This window comes from Demequina salsinemoris (genome assembly GCF_000974805.1).
Classification (GTDB): domain Bacteria; phylum Actinomycetota; class Actinomycetes; order Actinomycetales; family Demequinaceae; genus Demequina; species Demequina salsinemoris.
Map to the genome: position 1 here is coordinate 140954 of NZ_BBQZ01000005.1, position 15437 is coordinate 156390.

12 protein-coding genes are annotated in these 15437 nt (G+C 70.0%); 9 read left to right on the forward strand and 3 right to left on the reverse strand.

Translation table 11 applies throughout. The annotated features are described in order from the left end of the window. Nucleotides 1-44: 44 nt before the first annotated feature. The 9 genes from AOP78_RS10785 (at nucleotide 45) to ettA (ending at nucleotide 11788) form a co-directional block, all read left to right on the forward strand. Nucleotides 45-1580 carry a sugar ABC transporter ATP-binding protein gene (locus AOP78_RS10785; protein WP_062204280.1) on the forward strand — a complete coding sequence of 512 codons (1536 nt, stop codon included), beginning with the start codon at nucleotides 45-47 and terminating at the stop codon, nucleotides 1578-1580. Continuing rightward, nucleotides 1577-2629, forward strand: coding sequence for an ABC transporter permease (locus AOP78_RS10790; RefSeq protein WP_062204283.1), 1053 nt, complete (start codon nucleotides 1577-1579; stop codon nucleotides 2627-2629). Before AOP78_RS10785 ends, AOP78_RS10790 begins: the two co-directional genes overlap by 4 nt. Beyond that, nucleotides 2626-3651: an ABC transporter permease subunit gene (locus tag AOP78_RS10795; protein WP_062204284.1), complete on the forward strand. Its 1026-nt coding sequence runs from the start codon at nucleotides 2626-2628 to the stop codon at nucleotides 3649-3651. Before AOP78_RS10790 ends, AOP78_RS10795 begins: the two co-directional genes overlap by 4 nt. A 48-nt stretch (nucleotides 3652-3699) precedes the next feature. Continuing rightward, entirely contained in the window at nucleotides 3700-5235 is a 1536-nt protein-coding gene (locus AOP78_RS10800; RefSeq protein ID WP_062204286.1) for a sugar ABC transporter ATP-binding protein, read from the forward strand. Continuing rightward, the gene (locus tag AOP78_RS10805; RefSeq protein ID WP_062204289.1) at nucleotides 5228-6247 is read left to right on the forward strand and encodes a LacI family DNA-binding transcriptional regulator; all 1020 of its coding nucleotides are present in this window, start codon (nucleotides 5228-5230) and stop codon (nucleotides 6245-6247) included. The genes AOP78_RS10800 and AOP78_RS10805 overlap by 8 nt, the downstream gene beginning before the upstream one ends. 100 nt (nucleotides 6248-6347) lie before the next feature. Beyond that, nucleotides 6348-7937 (forward strand): dynamin family protein, encoded by a 1590-nt coding sequence (locus AOP78_RS10810; RefSeq protein ID WP_062204292.1) that lies wholly within the window; start codon nucleotides 6348-6350, stop codon nucleotides 7935-7937. Further along, nucleotides 7934-9247: a GTPase gene (locus tag AOP78_RS10815; RefSeq protein WP_062204295.1), complete on the forward strand. Its 1314-nt coding sequence runs from the start codon at nucleotides 7934-7936 to the stop codon at nucleotides 9245-9247. Before AOP78_RS10810 ends, AOP78_RS10815 begins: the two co-directional genes overlap by 4 nt. Nucleotides 9248-9413: 166 nt before the next feature. Further along, a complete protein-coding gene (locus AOP78_RS10820) occupies nucleotides 9414-9965 on the forward strand; it encodes a single-stranded DNA-binding protein (protein WP_062204297.1) in 552 nt (183 codons plus the stop codon). A gap of 140 nt (nucleotides 9966-10105) precedes the next feature. After that, nucleotides 10106-11788, forward strand: coding sequence for an energy-dependent translational throttle protein EttA (gene ettA, locus AOP78_RS10825; protein WP_062204299.1), 1683 nt, complete (start codon nucleotides 10106-10108; stop codon nucleotides 11786-11788). 407 nt (nucleotides 11789-12195) lie between these two features. On the opposite strand, the gene AOP78_RS10830 is transcribed toward ettA, so the two are convergent. The 3 genes from AOP78_RS10830 to AOP78_RS10840 all read right to left on the reverse strand — a co-directional run bounded on the left by AOP78_RS10830 (nucleotide 12196) and on the right by AOP78_RS10840 (nucleotide 15407). Beyond that, entirely contained in the window at nucleotides 12196-13098 is a 903-nt protein-coding gene (locus tag AOP78_RS10830) for a glycine betaine ABC transporter substrate-binding protein (protein ID WP_062204301.1), read from the reverse strand. A 117-nt stretch (nucleotides 13099-13215) separates the two neighbouring features. Beyond that, nucleotides 13216-14118: an ABC transporter permease gene (locus tag AOP78_RS10835; protein ID WP_062204302.1), complete on the reverse strand. Its 903-nt coding sequence runs from the start codon at nucleotides 14116-14118 to the stop codon at nucleotides 13216-13218. After that, a complete protein-coding gene (locus AOP78_RS10840) occupies nucleotides 14118-15407 on the reverse strand; it encodes a quaternary amine ABC transporter ATP-binding protein (RefSeq protein WP_062204304.1) in 1290 nt (429 codons plus the stop codon). Before AOP78_RS10840 ends, AOP78_RS10835 begins: the two co-directional genes overlap by 1 nt. Between the last annotated feature and the right edge of the window lie 30 nt (nucleotides 15408-15437).

Below are 15437 nucleotides of genomic sequence, written 5' to 3' on the forward strand. Positions count from 1 at the left end.
CCCCCGACAGGGCAGACCCCCTCGACCAGAAAGCTGCACACGACATGACCGAGGACAACGTCGTCCCACCCATCGTCGAGATGACAGGGATCACCATCAGGTTCCCTGGCGTTCTCGCGCTCGATCGCGTCGACTTCACGCTGCGCCCGGGCGAGGTCCACTCGCTCATGGGGGAGAACGGCGCCGGGAAGTCGACCCTCATCAAGGCGCTGACCGGCGTGTACGCGATCGACGCGGGCTCGATCGTCGTCGCCGGTGAGCGCAAGACCTTCTCCACCGCCGCCGACGCCCAGGCCGCGGGCATCTCGACGGTGTATCAGGAGGTCAACCTCTGCACCAACCTGACCGTCGGCGAGAACGTCATGCTCGGCCATGAGAAGCGCCGCGGCAACGCGATCGACTGGAAGTCCACGCATCGCGCGGCGACCGAGCACATGGAGGGTCTCGGCCTCACGATCGACCCGCGCTCGATGCTGTCGAGCCACTCCATCGCCATCCAGCAGCTCGTGGCGATCAGTCGCGCGATGGTCCTCGACGCCAAGGTGCTCATCCTCGACGAGCCGACCTCGAGCCTCGACCGCGGCGAGGTCGAGCAGCTCTTCGGTGTGATCCGCGGCCTGCGCGACAAGGGCGTCGCGATCCTCTTCGTCTCCCACTTCCTCGACCAGGTCTACGAGATCTCCGACAGGATCACGGTGCTGCGCAACGGCGCCCTGGTCGGCGAGTACCCGATCGCCGAGCTTCCCAGGGACGCGCTCGTCACCAAGATGATCGGCCACGAGCTCGAGGACCTCGCCGCGATCGCATCGTCCTCGCACCGGGTCATCGACCGCTCCGGAACCCCCGTCGTCCGCGCCGAGGCCCTCGGCAAGCGCGGCGTGCTCGAGCCCGCCGATCTCGACGTCTACGAGGGCGAGGTCGTCGGCATCGCCGGGCTGCTCGGCTCGGGACGCACCGAGCTCGTCCGGCTGCTGTACGGCGCCGACCGCCCGGACTCCGGCACCATCGAGGTGCACGGCGAGCACGCGAAGGTCCACCAGCCGCGCCACGCGATCGAGAAGCGGATCTCGTTCTCGTCCGAGAACCGGCGCGAGGAGGGCGTCGTCGCCGACCTCACCGTGGCCGAGAACATCGTCCTGGGGATGCAGGCGAGGCTCGGATGGCTGCGCAAGGTCCCCAAGAAGGACCAGGACGCGGTCGTCCAGGAGTACATCGAGGCGCTCGGTGTGCGCCCTGCGAACCCGAACGCGCTTGTCGGCAACCTCTCCGGAGGCAACCAGCAGAAGGTGCTTCTCGCCCGCTGGCTCGCCACGGCGCCCGAGCTGCTCGTGCTCGATGAGCCCACCCGCGGCATCGACGTCGGCGCGAAGGCCGACATCCAGAGGAAGGTCGCCGAGCTGTCCGCTCAGGGACTCTCCGTCATCTTCATCTCCTCGGAGCTCGAGGAGGTGCTTCGATTGGCACAGAGGGTGGTGGTCCTGCGGGACCGGAGGAAGATCGGCGAGCTCGACTCGTCCTCGACTGACCTCGACGGCCTCATCGACTACATCGCCAACGCCGGCGAAGGGAGCGCGGCATGAACGCGATCATGAAGAGCCGACTCGTGTGGCCGGCCTCGGCGCTGATCCTGCTGATCCTCGTCAACACGATCGCCCGGCCCCAGTTCATCAAGATCACCGTCCGCGACGGGGAGCTCTACGGCGCGCTGATCGACATCCTGCGCAACTCCGCGCCGCTCATGCTCGTCGCGCTCGGCATGACGATCGTCATCGCCACGCGTGGCATCGACCTGTCGGTCGGCGCGATCATGGCGGTCTCCGGAGCGGTGGCCCTCACGATCATCGACGGCTCGGGAGACCCCGGCAACCTCGCGACCGTGCTGATCGCGGTCGTCGTGGCGCTCCTCGTGTCGCTCGTCCTCGGCGCGTGGAACGGCTTGCTCGTGTCGGTGTTCGGGATCCAACCGATCATCGCGACCCTCGTGCTGATGCTCGCCGGCCGCGGCGTCGCGTTGCTCATCACCGGCGGATTCATCACGACCGTCAACTCCGAGCCCTTCTCCTTCATCGCCACCGGATACCTGGTCGCGCTGCCGTTCGCGTTCCTCATCTCGATCGCGGCGATCGTGGCGATCTCGGTCATCGAGCGCCGCACAGCGCTCGGAGTCCTCACCGAGGCCGTCGGCATCAACCCGGAGGCCAGCCGCCTCGCGGGTGTGCGATCGCGTGGCATCATCTGGAGCGCCTACGCCGTCAGCGGGGTCCTCGCGGGGCTCGCCGGCGTGGTCTACGCCTCCAACATCAGGGCCGCCGACGCCAACGCCGCGGGCCTGTTCATCGAGCTCTACGCGATCCTCGCGGTCGTCCTCGGCGGAACCTCCCTGAACGGAGGAAAGTTCTCGCTCGCAGGAACCGTGATCGGCGTCCTGATCATCCAGACGCTCGAGTCCACGATCCTCTTCCTCGGAGTCCCGTCGGCGCAGAGCCCGGTCTTCTTCGCGATCGTGGTCGTGGTCGTCGTCGTCGCGCAGTCGTCGCGGCTGCGCAGCGATCTCACCAAGCTGTTCAGACGAACCGGAGCGGCTCCCGCCCCGGCCCAGGACCGCGAGAAGGCCGAGGTGGCCTCATGACCGCCACGACCCTCGACCGACCGGTGCGTACCCAGGAGAAGCCCTCGATGCTCAAGACCTTCCTGAGCCGCAACGGCAGCATGATGCCGACCTTCGCGGCGATCCTCATCCTCATCCTGCTGTTCGCCGGAGCCGAGGCCTTCCTGCGCGGCGACTTCATCACGCCGCGCAACATCTCGGCGCTGCTGCTCGACAACGCGTACCTCCTGGTGCTCGCGGTCGGGATGACGTTCGTGATCCTCACGGGCGGCATCGACCTGTCGGTCGGCTCGGTCATGGCGTTCACGGGCATCCTCGGCGCGCGGATGCTCGCCGAGGGCGCCCCGGTCGCCGTGACGGTGCCCACGATGCTGCTGGGAGGCGCGGCCATCGGCCTGCTGATCGGCATCCTCGTGCAGTACTTCGGGGTGCAGCCGTTCATCGCATCGCTCGCCGGCCTGTTCCTGGGCCGCGGGCTCGCGTACATCGTCAGCCTGTCCTCGATCAAGGTCGAGGAGCCCGCGATCCTGTGGCTGCAGTCCACGCGCATGTCCTTCGGCGGGTGGTACATCACGCCGACGGGGATCATCGCGCTCAGCGCGGTGGCGATCGCCGCGTTCGTGCTGCACCTGACGCGCTTCGGCAGGACCATCTACGCGGTCGGTGGCAACGAGCAGTCGGCCCGGCTCATGGGCCTCAAGGTCGGCAGGGTGAAGATCGCTGCCTACACCATCTCCGGCTTCTGCGCGGGCCTCGCGGGTCTGATCCTCACCGCCTACTCGGGCGCCGGATACCCCCGCAACGGCATCGGCACCGAGCTCGACGCGATCGCGGCCGTGGTCATCGGCGGCACGCTCCTGATCGGTGGCCGTGGCTACGTGCTCGGCTCGATGGTCGGCGTGTTCGTGTACGGCACGATCAAGACGATCATCTCGTTCATGGGCGCCGAGCAGTCGTGGATGCAGATCATCGTCGGCGCGCTCCTGCTGCTGTTCATCGTCGTCCAGCGGGCCATCGTGGCACGCTCGGACGGGCGCAGATAGGCGCGCCGGTTGTACGGAGTTCCTGGTCCGCACCCCGATAATGGGGGTGTGGACCAGGAACGTCCCCTTCTCGAGCTCCGAGGCGCGACGGTGCGCTTCGGAGCTGACGTCGTGCTCGACGAGGTGGATCTCACGCTGCGCGCGGGTGAGGTCCACTCGCTCATGGGCGAGAACGGCGCGGGCAAGTCGACGCTGATCAAGGCCATCACGGGCGTGATCCCGATGGATGCAGGGCAGCTGCGGGTCGAGGGCAGGCAGGTGCGGTTCTCGACCCCGGCGGAGGCGCAGCGCGCGGGCATCAGCACGGTCTATCAGGAGATCGACCTGCTGCCGAACCTGTCGATCGCGGAGAACATCGGCCTGGGACGCGAGCGACGGCGCGCGGGGATGCTGGACCGGCGCTCGATGACGCAGCGGGCGCGCGAGGTACTCGCGGACCTGGGCCTCGACATCGACCCGGGGTCGATCCTGGGCTCGCAGCCGGTGTCCGTGCAGCAGCTCGTCGCGATCGCGCGCGCGATCTCGGCCGACGTCAAGATCCTCGTCCTCGACGAGCCGACCTCGAGCCTCGATCTCGACGAGGTGGGCGAGCTGTTCCGCGTGATCCGCGAGCTCAAGAGCCGCGGCGTCGCCATCCTGTTCGTCTCCCACTTCCTCGACCAGGTGTACGAGATCTGCGACCGCATCACGGTGCTCAGGGACGGCATCCACGTGGGGGAGTACCGCACGGACCAGCTTCTGAGGATCGAGCTCGTGCAGAAGATGCTCGGTCAGGAGGGCGCGACGCTGCGCGAGCGCGACCCGGCCCCCGTGGCGAGGCCGCCCGCGGACCCCGTGCTCAGCGCGCGCGGCATCTCGGTCGGCCGACGCGTCGAGTCGGCGGACGTCGAGCTCGGATCGGGCGAGGTCCTCGGGATCGCGGGGCTGCGGGGCTCGGGGCGTACGGTGCTCGCTCGCGCTCTCACGGGCGTCACGCGGATCGACGCGGGAGTGATCCGCATCGAGCAGACCGAGGAGAGCCTCGACTCGCCGCGGCGCGCGATGTCTCTCGGCGTCGTCTACGCCTCAGAGGATCGACGCCGTGACGGCATCGTCGCGGAGATGTCCGTGCTCGACAACATCACCCTGGGGCTTCAGGCCGAGCGCGGCAGCTTCCGCCGCATCCCGCCCGAGCGGCGTCGTGAGCTCGCGGCCAGCTGGGTCGACGCCCTGGGCATCCGGCCCCCGGATCTGGACCGACCGGTCGGCACGCTCTCGGGCGGCAACCAGCAGAAGGTGCTGCTCGCGCGGCTGCTCGCGCTGGCTCCCAAGATCCTCGTCCTCGACGAGCCGACCCGCGGCATCGACGTCGGATCCAAGGTCGAGGTCCAGCACCTCGTGCGGAGCATGGCGGACAACGGGGTGTCCGTCGTGTTCATCTCGGCCGAGCTCGAGGAGGTCCTCAACGTCGGCGACCGCGTCGCCGTCGTGCGCGACGGGCGCATCGTCGAGACGGTCGACGCGCGGTCGACGACGATCGACGGGCTGCTCGCGCTCGTGGCGCGGCCCGACGAGGGCGATGGCGGGCAGGTGAGCCATGGCTGACGATCAGACGACGCGCGCCGCGACCATCTTCGACGTCGCGAGGCTCGCCGGGGTCTCGCACCAGACGGTCTCGCGCGTGCTCAACGACCTCCCCAACGTGCGCCCCGCCACGCAGCAGCGCGTGCGTGAGGCGATCGCCCAGCTCAACTACAGCCCGTCGCCCGCCGCCCGCGCGCTCGTGACCAGGCGCACGCGCACGATCGGGCTCATCACCCCGGACAACGTGGACTACGGACCGTCCTCGATCGCGATGCACGTCAACAAGGCCGCGCGCGAGGCGAGGTACAGCGTCGACGCCGTGAGCACGCAGGGCTCGAGCGAGTCCGCGGTGCGCGCGAGCATCGAAGGGCTGCTGCGGCAGAGGGTGGACGCGGTCGTCGTGATCGTCGCCGAGAGGGCCGCGCTCGAGGTGGTGCGCGCTCTCGACATGTCGGTGCCGCTCGTGGCGTCGGCGGCGAGCCCGCGGCCGAGCTCGCGGACCGTGTCGATCGACCAGTATCGCGGCGCGCGGGCCGCGGTGGCGCACCTCGCGGAGCTCGGACACACGAGGATCCGTCACCTCGCGGGTCCGCTCGACGCCCCCGACGCGACCGAGCGGCTGCGCGGCTGGCGAGACGAGCTCGCCGCGCGCCAGCTCGAGACCGCCGAGCCGCGGCACGGCGACTGGAGCGCCGCGAGCGGCTTCGCGCTCGGTCACGAGCTGGACCTCGAGCCTGGCTCCGCGGTGTTCGTCGCCAACGACCAGATGTCGATCGGGCTCATGTCCGCTCTGAGGCAGCGAGGCCTGTCGGTGCCGCGCGACGTCAGCATCGTCGGCTTCGACGATGTGCCCGAGGCCGGGTTCCTCTACCCGCCGCTCACGACGGTCCGCCAGGACTTCGCCGCCCTCGGACGCGCGATCGTGCAGAAGGTGCTGTTCGCGCTCGAGGACGATGCGGAGGCGACCACCGACACGCCGCTGCCCGCGCAGCTGGTGATCCGCGAGTCGACCGCGGAGATCGAGCCGGACTGAGGCCCGTGTCGCCGGGTGCCGCGACCAGGGGGTGTGCGCGCGGCATCCTGGTCCCGGACGGGTAGCCTTGAGGCATGGAGCTTAGGCGGGGATACCAGGCATGAGCATCCGGCCGATCAAGACCTGGTCGTACCCGGGCGCGCTGCTCGACGCCCTCGTCGATACCCGCAAGGTGGTCGCTTCGACCGAATTGCCCCTCCCGACCGGACACGAGGGCGAGTCCGAGCAGCTCATGGAGCAGATGCTCGACCAGCTCGACCACCACCTCATCCCGCGCGTGCGCGAGGAGGCGTCTCCCGCGATCGTCGTGGTGGCCGGCTCGACCGGCGCGGGCAAGTCGACCGTCGTCAACGCGCTCATGGGCGAGGAGCTGACGCCGTCGGGCGTGCTGCGTCCCACCACCAAGCAGCCCTACCTGTTCCACCACCCGCTCGACACGCAGCTGCTCAGCGAGGTGGAGCAGCGCGCCAAGGTCCACGCGACCGAGGAGATGCCGCGCGGGCTCGCGCTCGTCGACAGCCCCGACCTCGACTCCGTGTCGGGCGAGAACAGGGAGGTCGCGCACGAGCTGCTCGAGACGGCCGATCTGTGGCTCTTCGTCACGACGGCCGCGCGCTACGGCGACGCCGTGCCATGGGAGGCGCTGCGCGCCGGCGCCGAACGCGGCGCCTCGATCGCCATCGTCCTCAACCGCGTGACGGTGGACGTCGCCGCGCATGTGCGCCGCGACCTGGTCGAGCGCCTTCAGGAGGAGGGACTCGAGGGCCTGCCGCTGTTCGTCGTCCCCGAGGACCCCGAGGGTCGGGGACGGGTGCCGCGCGACGTCGTCGGCAACCTCGCCCGCTGGCTCGAGTCGGTCGCGGCCGCGTCGGCCGAGGCGATCGTCGAGCGCACCCTCCACGGCGCCGCCGAGTCGCTCAAGGAGTGGCTCGAGCGGCTCGCCGAGATCATGGACGACCAGGCCGCCGCCGCCAAGGAGGTCCGCTCCGAGGTGAGGCGATGCGCCGCCCAGGCCGACGCCAAGGGAGGCGACGCCTGGTACCTGGAGATCCCCACATCGTCCCTGGCCTCCCGATGGGAGCAGGCGGCCAGCGAGGGCGGCGACCTGTTCCGGCTGCGCCGCTCCGCGTGGACCCGACGTCGGGTCGCGCGCGAGCGCAGGGACGCCGTGCTCACCCCGATGCGGCGCGAGATCACCGAGGCGGTCGAGGCGTTCCTCGTGCTCGCGGCCTCCGACGCGTCCGACGCGATGGTCGCGGCCCTGACCGACGTGGGCGAGGGCCCCGGGCCCTGGCTGGCCGCGCAGCGCGACCCGCGCGACGCGCGCGCGATCCGCGAGCGCCACGCCGCCGACGCGACCCGCGCATGGCTCGACCGCGTCGACGAGCTGGCCACGTCGCTGCCCGGCTCCCAGCGCGCGAGCGACCTCATCGGGACGCAGGGCCTGTCCACCGCGCTCGCGTCCGCGGCGCTCGGCGTCGAGGGCGCCCGCACCTTCCTCACCGTCGCGTGCTCGGGCTCGATCAACGAGCAGTCCGAGATCGCGCGCGCCGAGCTCACCGCCGCCCGGAAGTTCGTCATCAACAGGGAGGCTCTCGACATGATGAAGCCCACCGACGTGACATCCCTGCTGCCCGAGGCCTCCGCGAAGGTGCGCCTGCGCCGGGCCGAGCTGCGAGGCCTGCTGTGAGCCCCACGTTCAACGACGTCCCCGTCCGCACCGAGACGCGCGCGCTCAAGGAGCGCGTGGACCGGCTGCGCGCCTCGATGGAATGGGCGGCCGACGCGATCCCGCGGGACGTCCGCGACGAGGTGCGCGAGACCATCGGACGATGCGACGAGCGGCTCGCGCTCGGCGTCGACTGGACGATCGTCGCGCTCGCGGGCGGCACGGGCTCGGGCAAGTCGACGCTGTTCAACGCTCTCGTCGGCACCGACTTCGCGGTGCCGGGGGTCACGCGGCCGACCACGTCGCATGCCTCCGCCGCGGTGTTCTCGCACGGCGCGCACCCGCTGCTCGACTGGCTCGGCGTGCAGGAGGAGCACCGCTATCACGTGCCGCAGCCGCCCGAGGAGCTCCACGGGCTCGTGCTGCTCGACCTGCCCGACCACGACTCGATCAACGGCGCCAACAGGGACGTCGTCGACGTCGTCGTGCCGCTCGCGGACCTCATCATCTGGGTCGTCGACCCGCAGAAGTACGCCGACCACGCGATCCACTCGGCCTACATCCAGACCGCGTCCGTGCACGGCCAGCCGTCCCTGATGGTGCTCAACCAGACCGACCGCCTGGCCGAGGGTGACGACTGGAAGATCATCGAGGACCTCCAGCGGCTGCTGGGGGACGAGGGGCTTCCCGACGTGCCGGCGATGCCGCTCAGCGCGCGCACCGGGCGCGGCGTCGAACACCTCAAGGCCGAGCTCGCGGGCGCGGTCGAGTCGGGCTCGATCGCGGCCGAGGCCGTGCGCGCCGACCTGGTCTCCGCGGGCAGGGCGCTCGCGAGCGCGCTCGCGCAGGACGCCGAGCCGACCCTGCCGGACAAGCGCGAGGTCACCGACGCGCTCGCCCGCCTGTCGGGAGTCGAGGCGCGCGCCGAGGCCGCCGGCGCAGTCGCCTCTGGTAAGGCCAAGCACGTGCCCGACCTCACGCCGCTGGGCCTCGCGTCCGTCGAGCGCGAGCGGCTCGACTGGATCGACGCCGCCTCCGACGGGCTGCCGCTCACGTGGCGTCACGTCATCGCCGACACGGTCGCGAGCGGCGAGGAGCTCGCCGACGCGCTCAACCGCGAGCTCGCGGAGGCGGAGTGGCCCACGGTGGAGAGCCCTTCCGGGTTCAGCGGCTGGATGTCGCGCCCCGTGCGCGGGTCGGCGGCCTCGAAGGCCGCGATGGCCGTCGGGCACGACGCCGTGGCTCGCGTCGTGCGCGACTCGCTCGTCGAGCCGACCATCAGGATCCACCAGGCGTATCGCAACCTCGACGAGCTCACGCGGCTCGAGTAGCGCCGCTGAGCCGCGGCGGGCGTGCCAGTCGTCCCGCAACCCGTCGTCCCCAGGCCCCGTCGCATCGTCCCTTCTCCACCGTTCCCGGCCCCCGCATCGTCCTGGCCCTCGCATCGTCCGACTCTGGACCCGCGGCCGCACCGTGCGGCCCGGCGAGGAGGACCAGATGAACGACCTGACCATGACCGCATCCGGCTGGGTGGCGACCGAGCCCAAGCTGCACATCGGTCCCAGCGGCACCACGCTGTGCACGTTCCGGCTCGCGACCACGCCGCGGCGCTACGACCGCACCGCCAACACCTGGGTGGACGGCGACACGCAGTGGTTCACCGTGCGCACCTTCCGTGGCGCGGCGGTGACCGTGAAGCAGTCGGTGAAGAAGGGACAGCCCCTCGTCGTGACGGGGCGGCTGCGCACGAACACGTGGGAGGCGAACGACGGGCCGCGCACCGACCTGCAGATCGACGCGACCTCGCTGGGACACGACCTCACCCTGGGCATCGCGACCTTCAACAGGGCGGTCGGGGACCCGACGCTCGGCGTCGAGGATGTCGTGGCCGACGCATCGTCCGAGGAGGGTGAGGGCGCGGTCGCCGAGGACGATGCGGCGGTCGCCGGCGCGTGGGACGTCGAGCCGGAGGGGGACGAGCCCGAGGGCCTGGAACCCGAGGGCGTCGAGCCCGAGGAGGACGCGGACGAGCTCGTCGCGGCGCGCTGAACCCGCGCCTCGAACGACGATGCAGGGGAGATCCGCTGTCGGCGCCCGCGCCCGGCCCCGCCAGGTCGGGCATCCCGCGTAGGCTAGGGGCGTCGACAGCGGGCCCGCGTGGCCCGGAACCCACAAGTCTCGGAGCATCAGTGGCTGAGTTCATCTACACCATGCAGAAGGCGCGCAAGGCGCACGGCGACAAGGTCATCCTCGATGACGTCACCATGGCCTTCTACCCCGGAGCCAAGATCGGCGTCGTCGGTCCCAACGGCGCAGGTAAGTCCACCATCCTCAAGATCATGGCCGGCATCGAGCAGCCCTCGAACGGCGAGGCTCGCCTCAGCCCCGGCTACACCGTCGGCATCCTCATGCAGGAGCCGCCGCTGAACGAGGACAAGGACGTCATCGGCAACGTGCGCGAGGGCATGGGCGCGATCTACGAGAAGCTCGAGCGCTTCAACGCGATCTCCGAGGAGATGGCGGACCCCGACGCCGACTACGACAAGCTGCTCGCCGAGATGGGCTCGCTGCAGGAGGACCTCGACAACGCGAACGCGTGGGACCTGGACTCGCAGATCGAGCAGGCCATGGACGCACTCCAGTGCCCCCCGGGTGACGCCGACGTGAAGGTGCTCTCCGGTGGTGAGCGTCGCCGCGTCGCGCTGTGCAAGCTGCTGCTCGAGAAGCCCGACCTGCTGCTGCTCGACGAGCCGACCAACCACCTCGACGCCGAGTCGGTCCAGTGGCTCGAGCAGCACCTGGCCCAGTACCCGGGCGCCGTGCTCGCAGTCACTCACGACCGCTACTTCCTGGACCACGTCGCGCAGTGGATCTGCGAGGTCGACCGCGGCCGCCTCTACCCCTACGAGGGCAACTACTCGACCTACCTCGAGAAGAAGCAGGAGCGCCTCCAGGTCCAGGGCAAGAAGGACGCGAAGCTCGCGAAGCGACTCAAGGACGAGCTCGAGTGGGTGCGTCAGAACGCCAAGGGCCGCCAGACGAAGTCCAAGGCGCGCCTCAACCGCTACGAGGAGATGGCCGCCGAGGCAGAGCGCACCAGGAAGCTCGACTTCGAGGAGATCCAGATCCCGCCGGGCCCGCGCCTGGGCAGCATCGTCCTCGAGGCCAAGAACATCGAGAAGGGCTTCGGCGACCGCAAACTCATCGACGGCCTGTCGTTCACGCTGCCGCGCAACGGCATCGTCGGCGTCATCGGCCCCAACGGCGTCGGAAAGACGACGCTGTTCAAGACCATCGTCGGCCTCGAGCCGCTCGACGCGGGAGACCTCAAGGTCGGCGAGACCGTGAAGATCTCGTACGTCGACCAGTCCCGCGGAGGCATCGACCCCGACAAGTCGCTGTGGGAGGTCGTCTCCGACGGGCTGGACTACATCCAGGTCGGCAAGGTCGAGATGCCCTCGCGCGCGTACGTGTCCGCGTTCGGCTTCAAGGGCCCGGACCAGCAGAAGCCCGCAGGCGTGCTGTCCGGCGGTGAGCGCAACCGCCTCAATCTCGCGCTGACGCTCAAGGAGGGCGGCAACGTCCTCCTGCTCGACGAGCCGACCAACGACCTCGACGTCGAGACCCTCGGCTCGCTCGAGAACGCGCTGCTCGAGTTCCCGGGCTGCGCCGTCGTGGTCAGCCACGACCGCTGGTTCCTGGACCGCGTCGCGACGCACATCCTCGCGTACGAGGGCACGGACGAGGACCCGTCGAACTGGTTCTGGTTCGAGGGCAACTTCGAGTCCTACGAGAAGAACAAGGTCGAGCGCCTCGGCGCCGATGCGGCCCGCCCGCACCGCGTGACCTACCGCAAGCTCACGCGCGACTGATCCGGGGCGCGGTGCCGCTCAGGCGGTGCCGCGCGCGACGTAGCGCGGCTCGCGCCGCGCACGACCGGTCGCAGTGAAAGTGAGGAGCCCCCCGGCAGCGATGCCGGGGGGCTCCTTAGCGTTCAGGGCCGGCGCATCGTCCCGACGTCCGAGAAACGACAATGAGCGCCCACTGGCGTGCGCTGAAGTGTGAGAAGCGACAACCATCGCCCGCCACGGTCTCCTCGCCATGCGAGACGTCACCGTGGGCGCTGATTGTCGGTTTCTGCGGTGTGCCGCGTCCCAGTGGGCGCTGATTGTCGTTGCGGGTCGGGAGGCGTGGCGCATCACGCGGCCCCGCAGATACGACGAGGCCCCGGGCGGTTGCCCAGGGCCTCGTGCGGTGCGACGTCGGTCGCGAGGGAGTCCTACGCGGTGAGCGAGTCGACCCACTCCTGGTTGTCAGCGATGAAGCTGGCGACGATGTCCGAGTAGTCGTCCTCCGACTCGGCGGCCTGGAGCTGGTTCTCGAGGTCCGCGAGCAGCGTGGAGTCCATCGTGAAGTTCGCCATCCAGTCGTTCACCTCGGGGAAGTCCGTGGCGAAGTCGGCGCGCGAGTAGGTGTAGATCGACTCGGCGTCACCGAGGGTGCCCTCGGGGTCCTCAAGGTTCTTGAGGTCGTAGGCGCCGTAGGCCCAGTGCGGCTCCCACAGCGTGACGACGATGTTCTCGCCAGCCGACATCGCGGAGTCGAGCTCGGCGAGCATCGCCGGGGTCGACGAGGTGAGGAAGTCCATGCCATCGAGGCCGTAGGTCGGGATGACCGACTTCTCCATGGTGCCGGTGAGGCCAGCGCCGGGCTCGATGCCCACGATGGTGTTGTCGAACTCGTCGGCGGCGTCGGCCAGCTCGGCGAGCGAGTCGATCGGGGCGTCGGCGTTCACGGCGACCGTGAGCTTCGCGCCGTCGTACCAGGCGCCGACCTCAGCGATGTCGTCACCGAACTCCTCGAGGTACGAGGCGTGGGTGACGGGCAGCCACACGTCGGTGACCAGGTCGTAGTCGCCGTCGGCGAGCGCCTGGAACGTGGGGGCGGGGTCCGCGTACTCGAGGTTGACGGTGTAGCCCTTGTCCTCGAGGATGGCCTGCCACAGGACGGACGAGGCAACCGACTCGTCCCAGCCGTTGAAGACTCCGAAGGTGATCTCGCCGCCAGCGGTCGAGCCGGAGTCGGCCGACGCGTCGGTGTCCTCCGACGACGACGAGCAGCCCGCGAGCACGAGGCCCGCAGCAGCGGTGAGTGCGAGAGGCGCGAACGAGCGCATCTTCATGATGAGTTTCCTTTCCCGACGCGGGCTTCTCCGCACGTCGTGAGCACCTGGCCGTCCATCGGTCTGGACGGGGGTGCGCAGCTCCCCTCCGGGGCTGCGAGGTCTGGGGTGGTGGGGTCAGGCGGGCTGCTTGGCGGCATCGGAGGCGCCGTTGCCGTTGGAGGCGGAGCCACGGAGCTTGCGGACCAGGTGCAGCCCGCGCTTCATGCCGAACGCGCCCGTGAAGCGGTCCAGGATGATCGCGAGGATCACGACGGAGACGCCCGCCTCCACGCCGAGCGCGGTGTTGAGCGCGGAGAGCGACTTGGTGACGTCGCCGCCGAGGCCACCCGCGCCGACCATGCCCGCAATGACGACCATTGACAGCGACAGCATGATGACCTGGTTGACGCCCGCCATGATCGACGGCATCGCGAGCGGCAGCTGGATCTGACGCAGGATGCGGCCGGGGGCCGCGCCGAAGGCCTGGCCCGCCTCGACGACCTCCTTGTCCACGCCCCGGATGCCGAGCTCGGTGAGACGCACCGCGGGGGCGATCGCGAACAGGATGGTCGCGAAGATGCCGGGTGCCACGCCGATGCCGAAGAGGCCGATGGCGGGGATCAGGTAGACGAAGGCGGGCATCGTCTGCAGGAAGTCCATGACGGGCTTCACGACGTTCGAGACGTGCTGGTTGCGCGCGGCCCAGATGCCGAGCGGGAGCCCGACCAGGAGCGCGAAGAACGCCGAGACGATGACCAGCGCGAGCGAGCTCATCGCGTTGTCCCACTGGTCGACGCCCACGACGAAGAGCAGGCCGAGCGCGGTGCCGACGGCGAACTTCCAGCCGCGCGCGAAGAGCGCGCCGACCGCGATCACCGCGATGACGAGCAGCGCGGGGGGACCCGCGAAGATCCAGTTGAACGCGTCGTACAGGCCCTCATAGAGGCTGCCGAGGCCGTCGAACAGCCAGCTGAGGTTGTTCTCGATCCAGTCGAGACCGGACTCGATCCACGTGCCGAAGGGGATGCGGAACTCCATCACTGCACCTCCTTCGCGTCGATGGTGCCCGTTTCGACGGCGGCCTCCAGGGCCTCGTCGACCACCTCGGTGGGCAACGGGTCGGGCCTGGGCGAGGCCTCGGTCTCGGGCTCGCCGCCGAGGGCGGACAGGAGCGTGACGCGCGGCACGACGCCGACCAGGCGTCCCCGCTCGTCGATGACGGCGAGCGGGAGCTGCGCCTCGACGACCGGGATGAAGAGGTCGGCGAGCGAGGTGTCCTTCGCGACGGCGCCGTGGTTGTCGCGGATGATCGTCTCGAGGCTCGTGACGCCCTGGCGCACGAGGTCGAGCGCGTCGCGGTCGGTGACCCAGCCGATGAGCGTGCGGTCGCGCTTGGTGACGTAGACCGCGCTGAGCTGCTCGTCGCGCATGATCTTGAGTGCGACGTGCGGGCCCGCGGCGGGGTGGACGGACGCGCGCGGCTTGCGCATGACCGACTCGGCGGTCAGCACGCGCGTGCGGTCCACGTCGGCGACGAACTGCTCGACGTACTCGTTGGCCGGGTCGGTGAGGATGTCCTCGGGAGAGCCGATCTGGACGATGCGGCCGTCCCGCATGACCGCGATGCGGTCGCCGAGGAACATGGCCTCGTTGAGGTCGTGCGTGATGAAGATGATGGTCTTGCCAAGCGTCGCCTGGAGCTCGAGCAGCTGCTCCTGCATCTCGCGACGGATCAGCGGGTCGAGAGCGGAGAACGCCTCGTCCATGAGGAGCACGTCGGTGTCCGCGGCGAGCGCGCGGGCCAGGCCGACGCGCTGCTGCATGCCGCCCGAGAGCTGGCTGGGGAGCTTCTCCTCCCAGCCGGCGAGGCCGACGATCCCGGTGACCTCGCGGGCCTTGGCATCGCGCTCGGTCTTCGGCATCCCCTGGATCTCGAGGCCGTAGGCCACGTTGTCCAGGACGGTGCGGTGGGGGAGCAGGGCGAAGTGCTGGAACACCATGGAGACCCGCTTGCGGCGGATGTCGCGCAGCTTCTTGGCGGGGATGTCGGTGATCAGGTCCCCGCCGATCTCCACGGTGCCGGCCGTCACGTCGTGCAGGCCGTTCAGCATGCGGATGAGGGTCGACTTGCCCGAGCCGGAGAGGCCCATGACCACGAAGATCTCGCCGCGCTGCACCTCGAAGGAGGCGTCGATGACGGCTGCCGTCGTGCCGGCGCCGAGCTCGTCGCGGCTGGCGCCCTCCTCAAGACGGGACACGGCCTGGTCGGCATGCTTGCCGAAGACCTTGTACAGGCCCTCAGCGCGCAGCGCGATGCTGTCGCTCACAGATTCGTCCTCTGATCGTTCGCGCACGAA

What these genes read in the sequence shown, in the direction of transcription:
- AOP78_RS10785 (WP_062204280.1), top strand. Translation starts at nt 45, where the DNA reads ATGACCGAGGACAACGTCGTCCCACCCATCGTCGAGATGACAGGGATC.
- AOP78_RS10790 (WP_062204283.1), top strand. Translation starts at nt 1,577, where the DNA reads ATGAACGCGATCATGAAGAGCCGACTCGTGTGGCCGGCCTCGGCGCTG.
- AOP78_RS10795 (WP_062204284.1), top strand. Translation starts at nt 2,626, where the DNA reads ATGACCGCCACGACCCTCGACCGACCGGTGCGTACCCAGGAGAAGCCC.
- AOP78_RS10805 (WP_062204289.1), top strand. Translation starts at nt 5,228, where the DNA reads ATGGCTGACGATCAGACGACGCGCGCCGCGACCATCTTCGACGTCGCG.
- AOP78_RS10810 (WP_062204292.1), top strand. Translation starts at nt 6,348, where the DNA reads ATGAGCATCCGGCCGATCAAGACCTGGTCGTACCCGGGCGCGCTGCTC.
- AOP78_RS10820 (WP_062204297.1), top strand. Translation starts at nt 9,414, where the DNA reads ATGAACGACCTGACCATGACCGCATCCGGCTGGGTGGCGACCGAGCCC.
- AOP78_RS10830 (WP_062204301.1), bottom strand. Translation starts at nt 13,098, where the DNA reads ATGAAGATGCGCTCGTTCGCGCCTCTCGCACTCACCGCTGCTGCGGGC.
- AOP78_RS10835 (WP_062204302.1), bottom strand. Translation starts at nt 14,118, where the DNA reads ATGGAGTTCCGCATCCCCTTCGGCACGTGGATCGAGTCCGGTCTCGAC.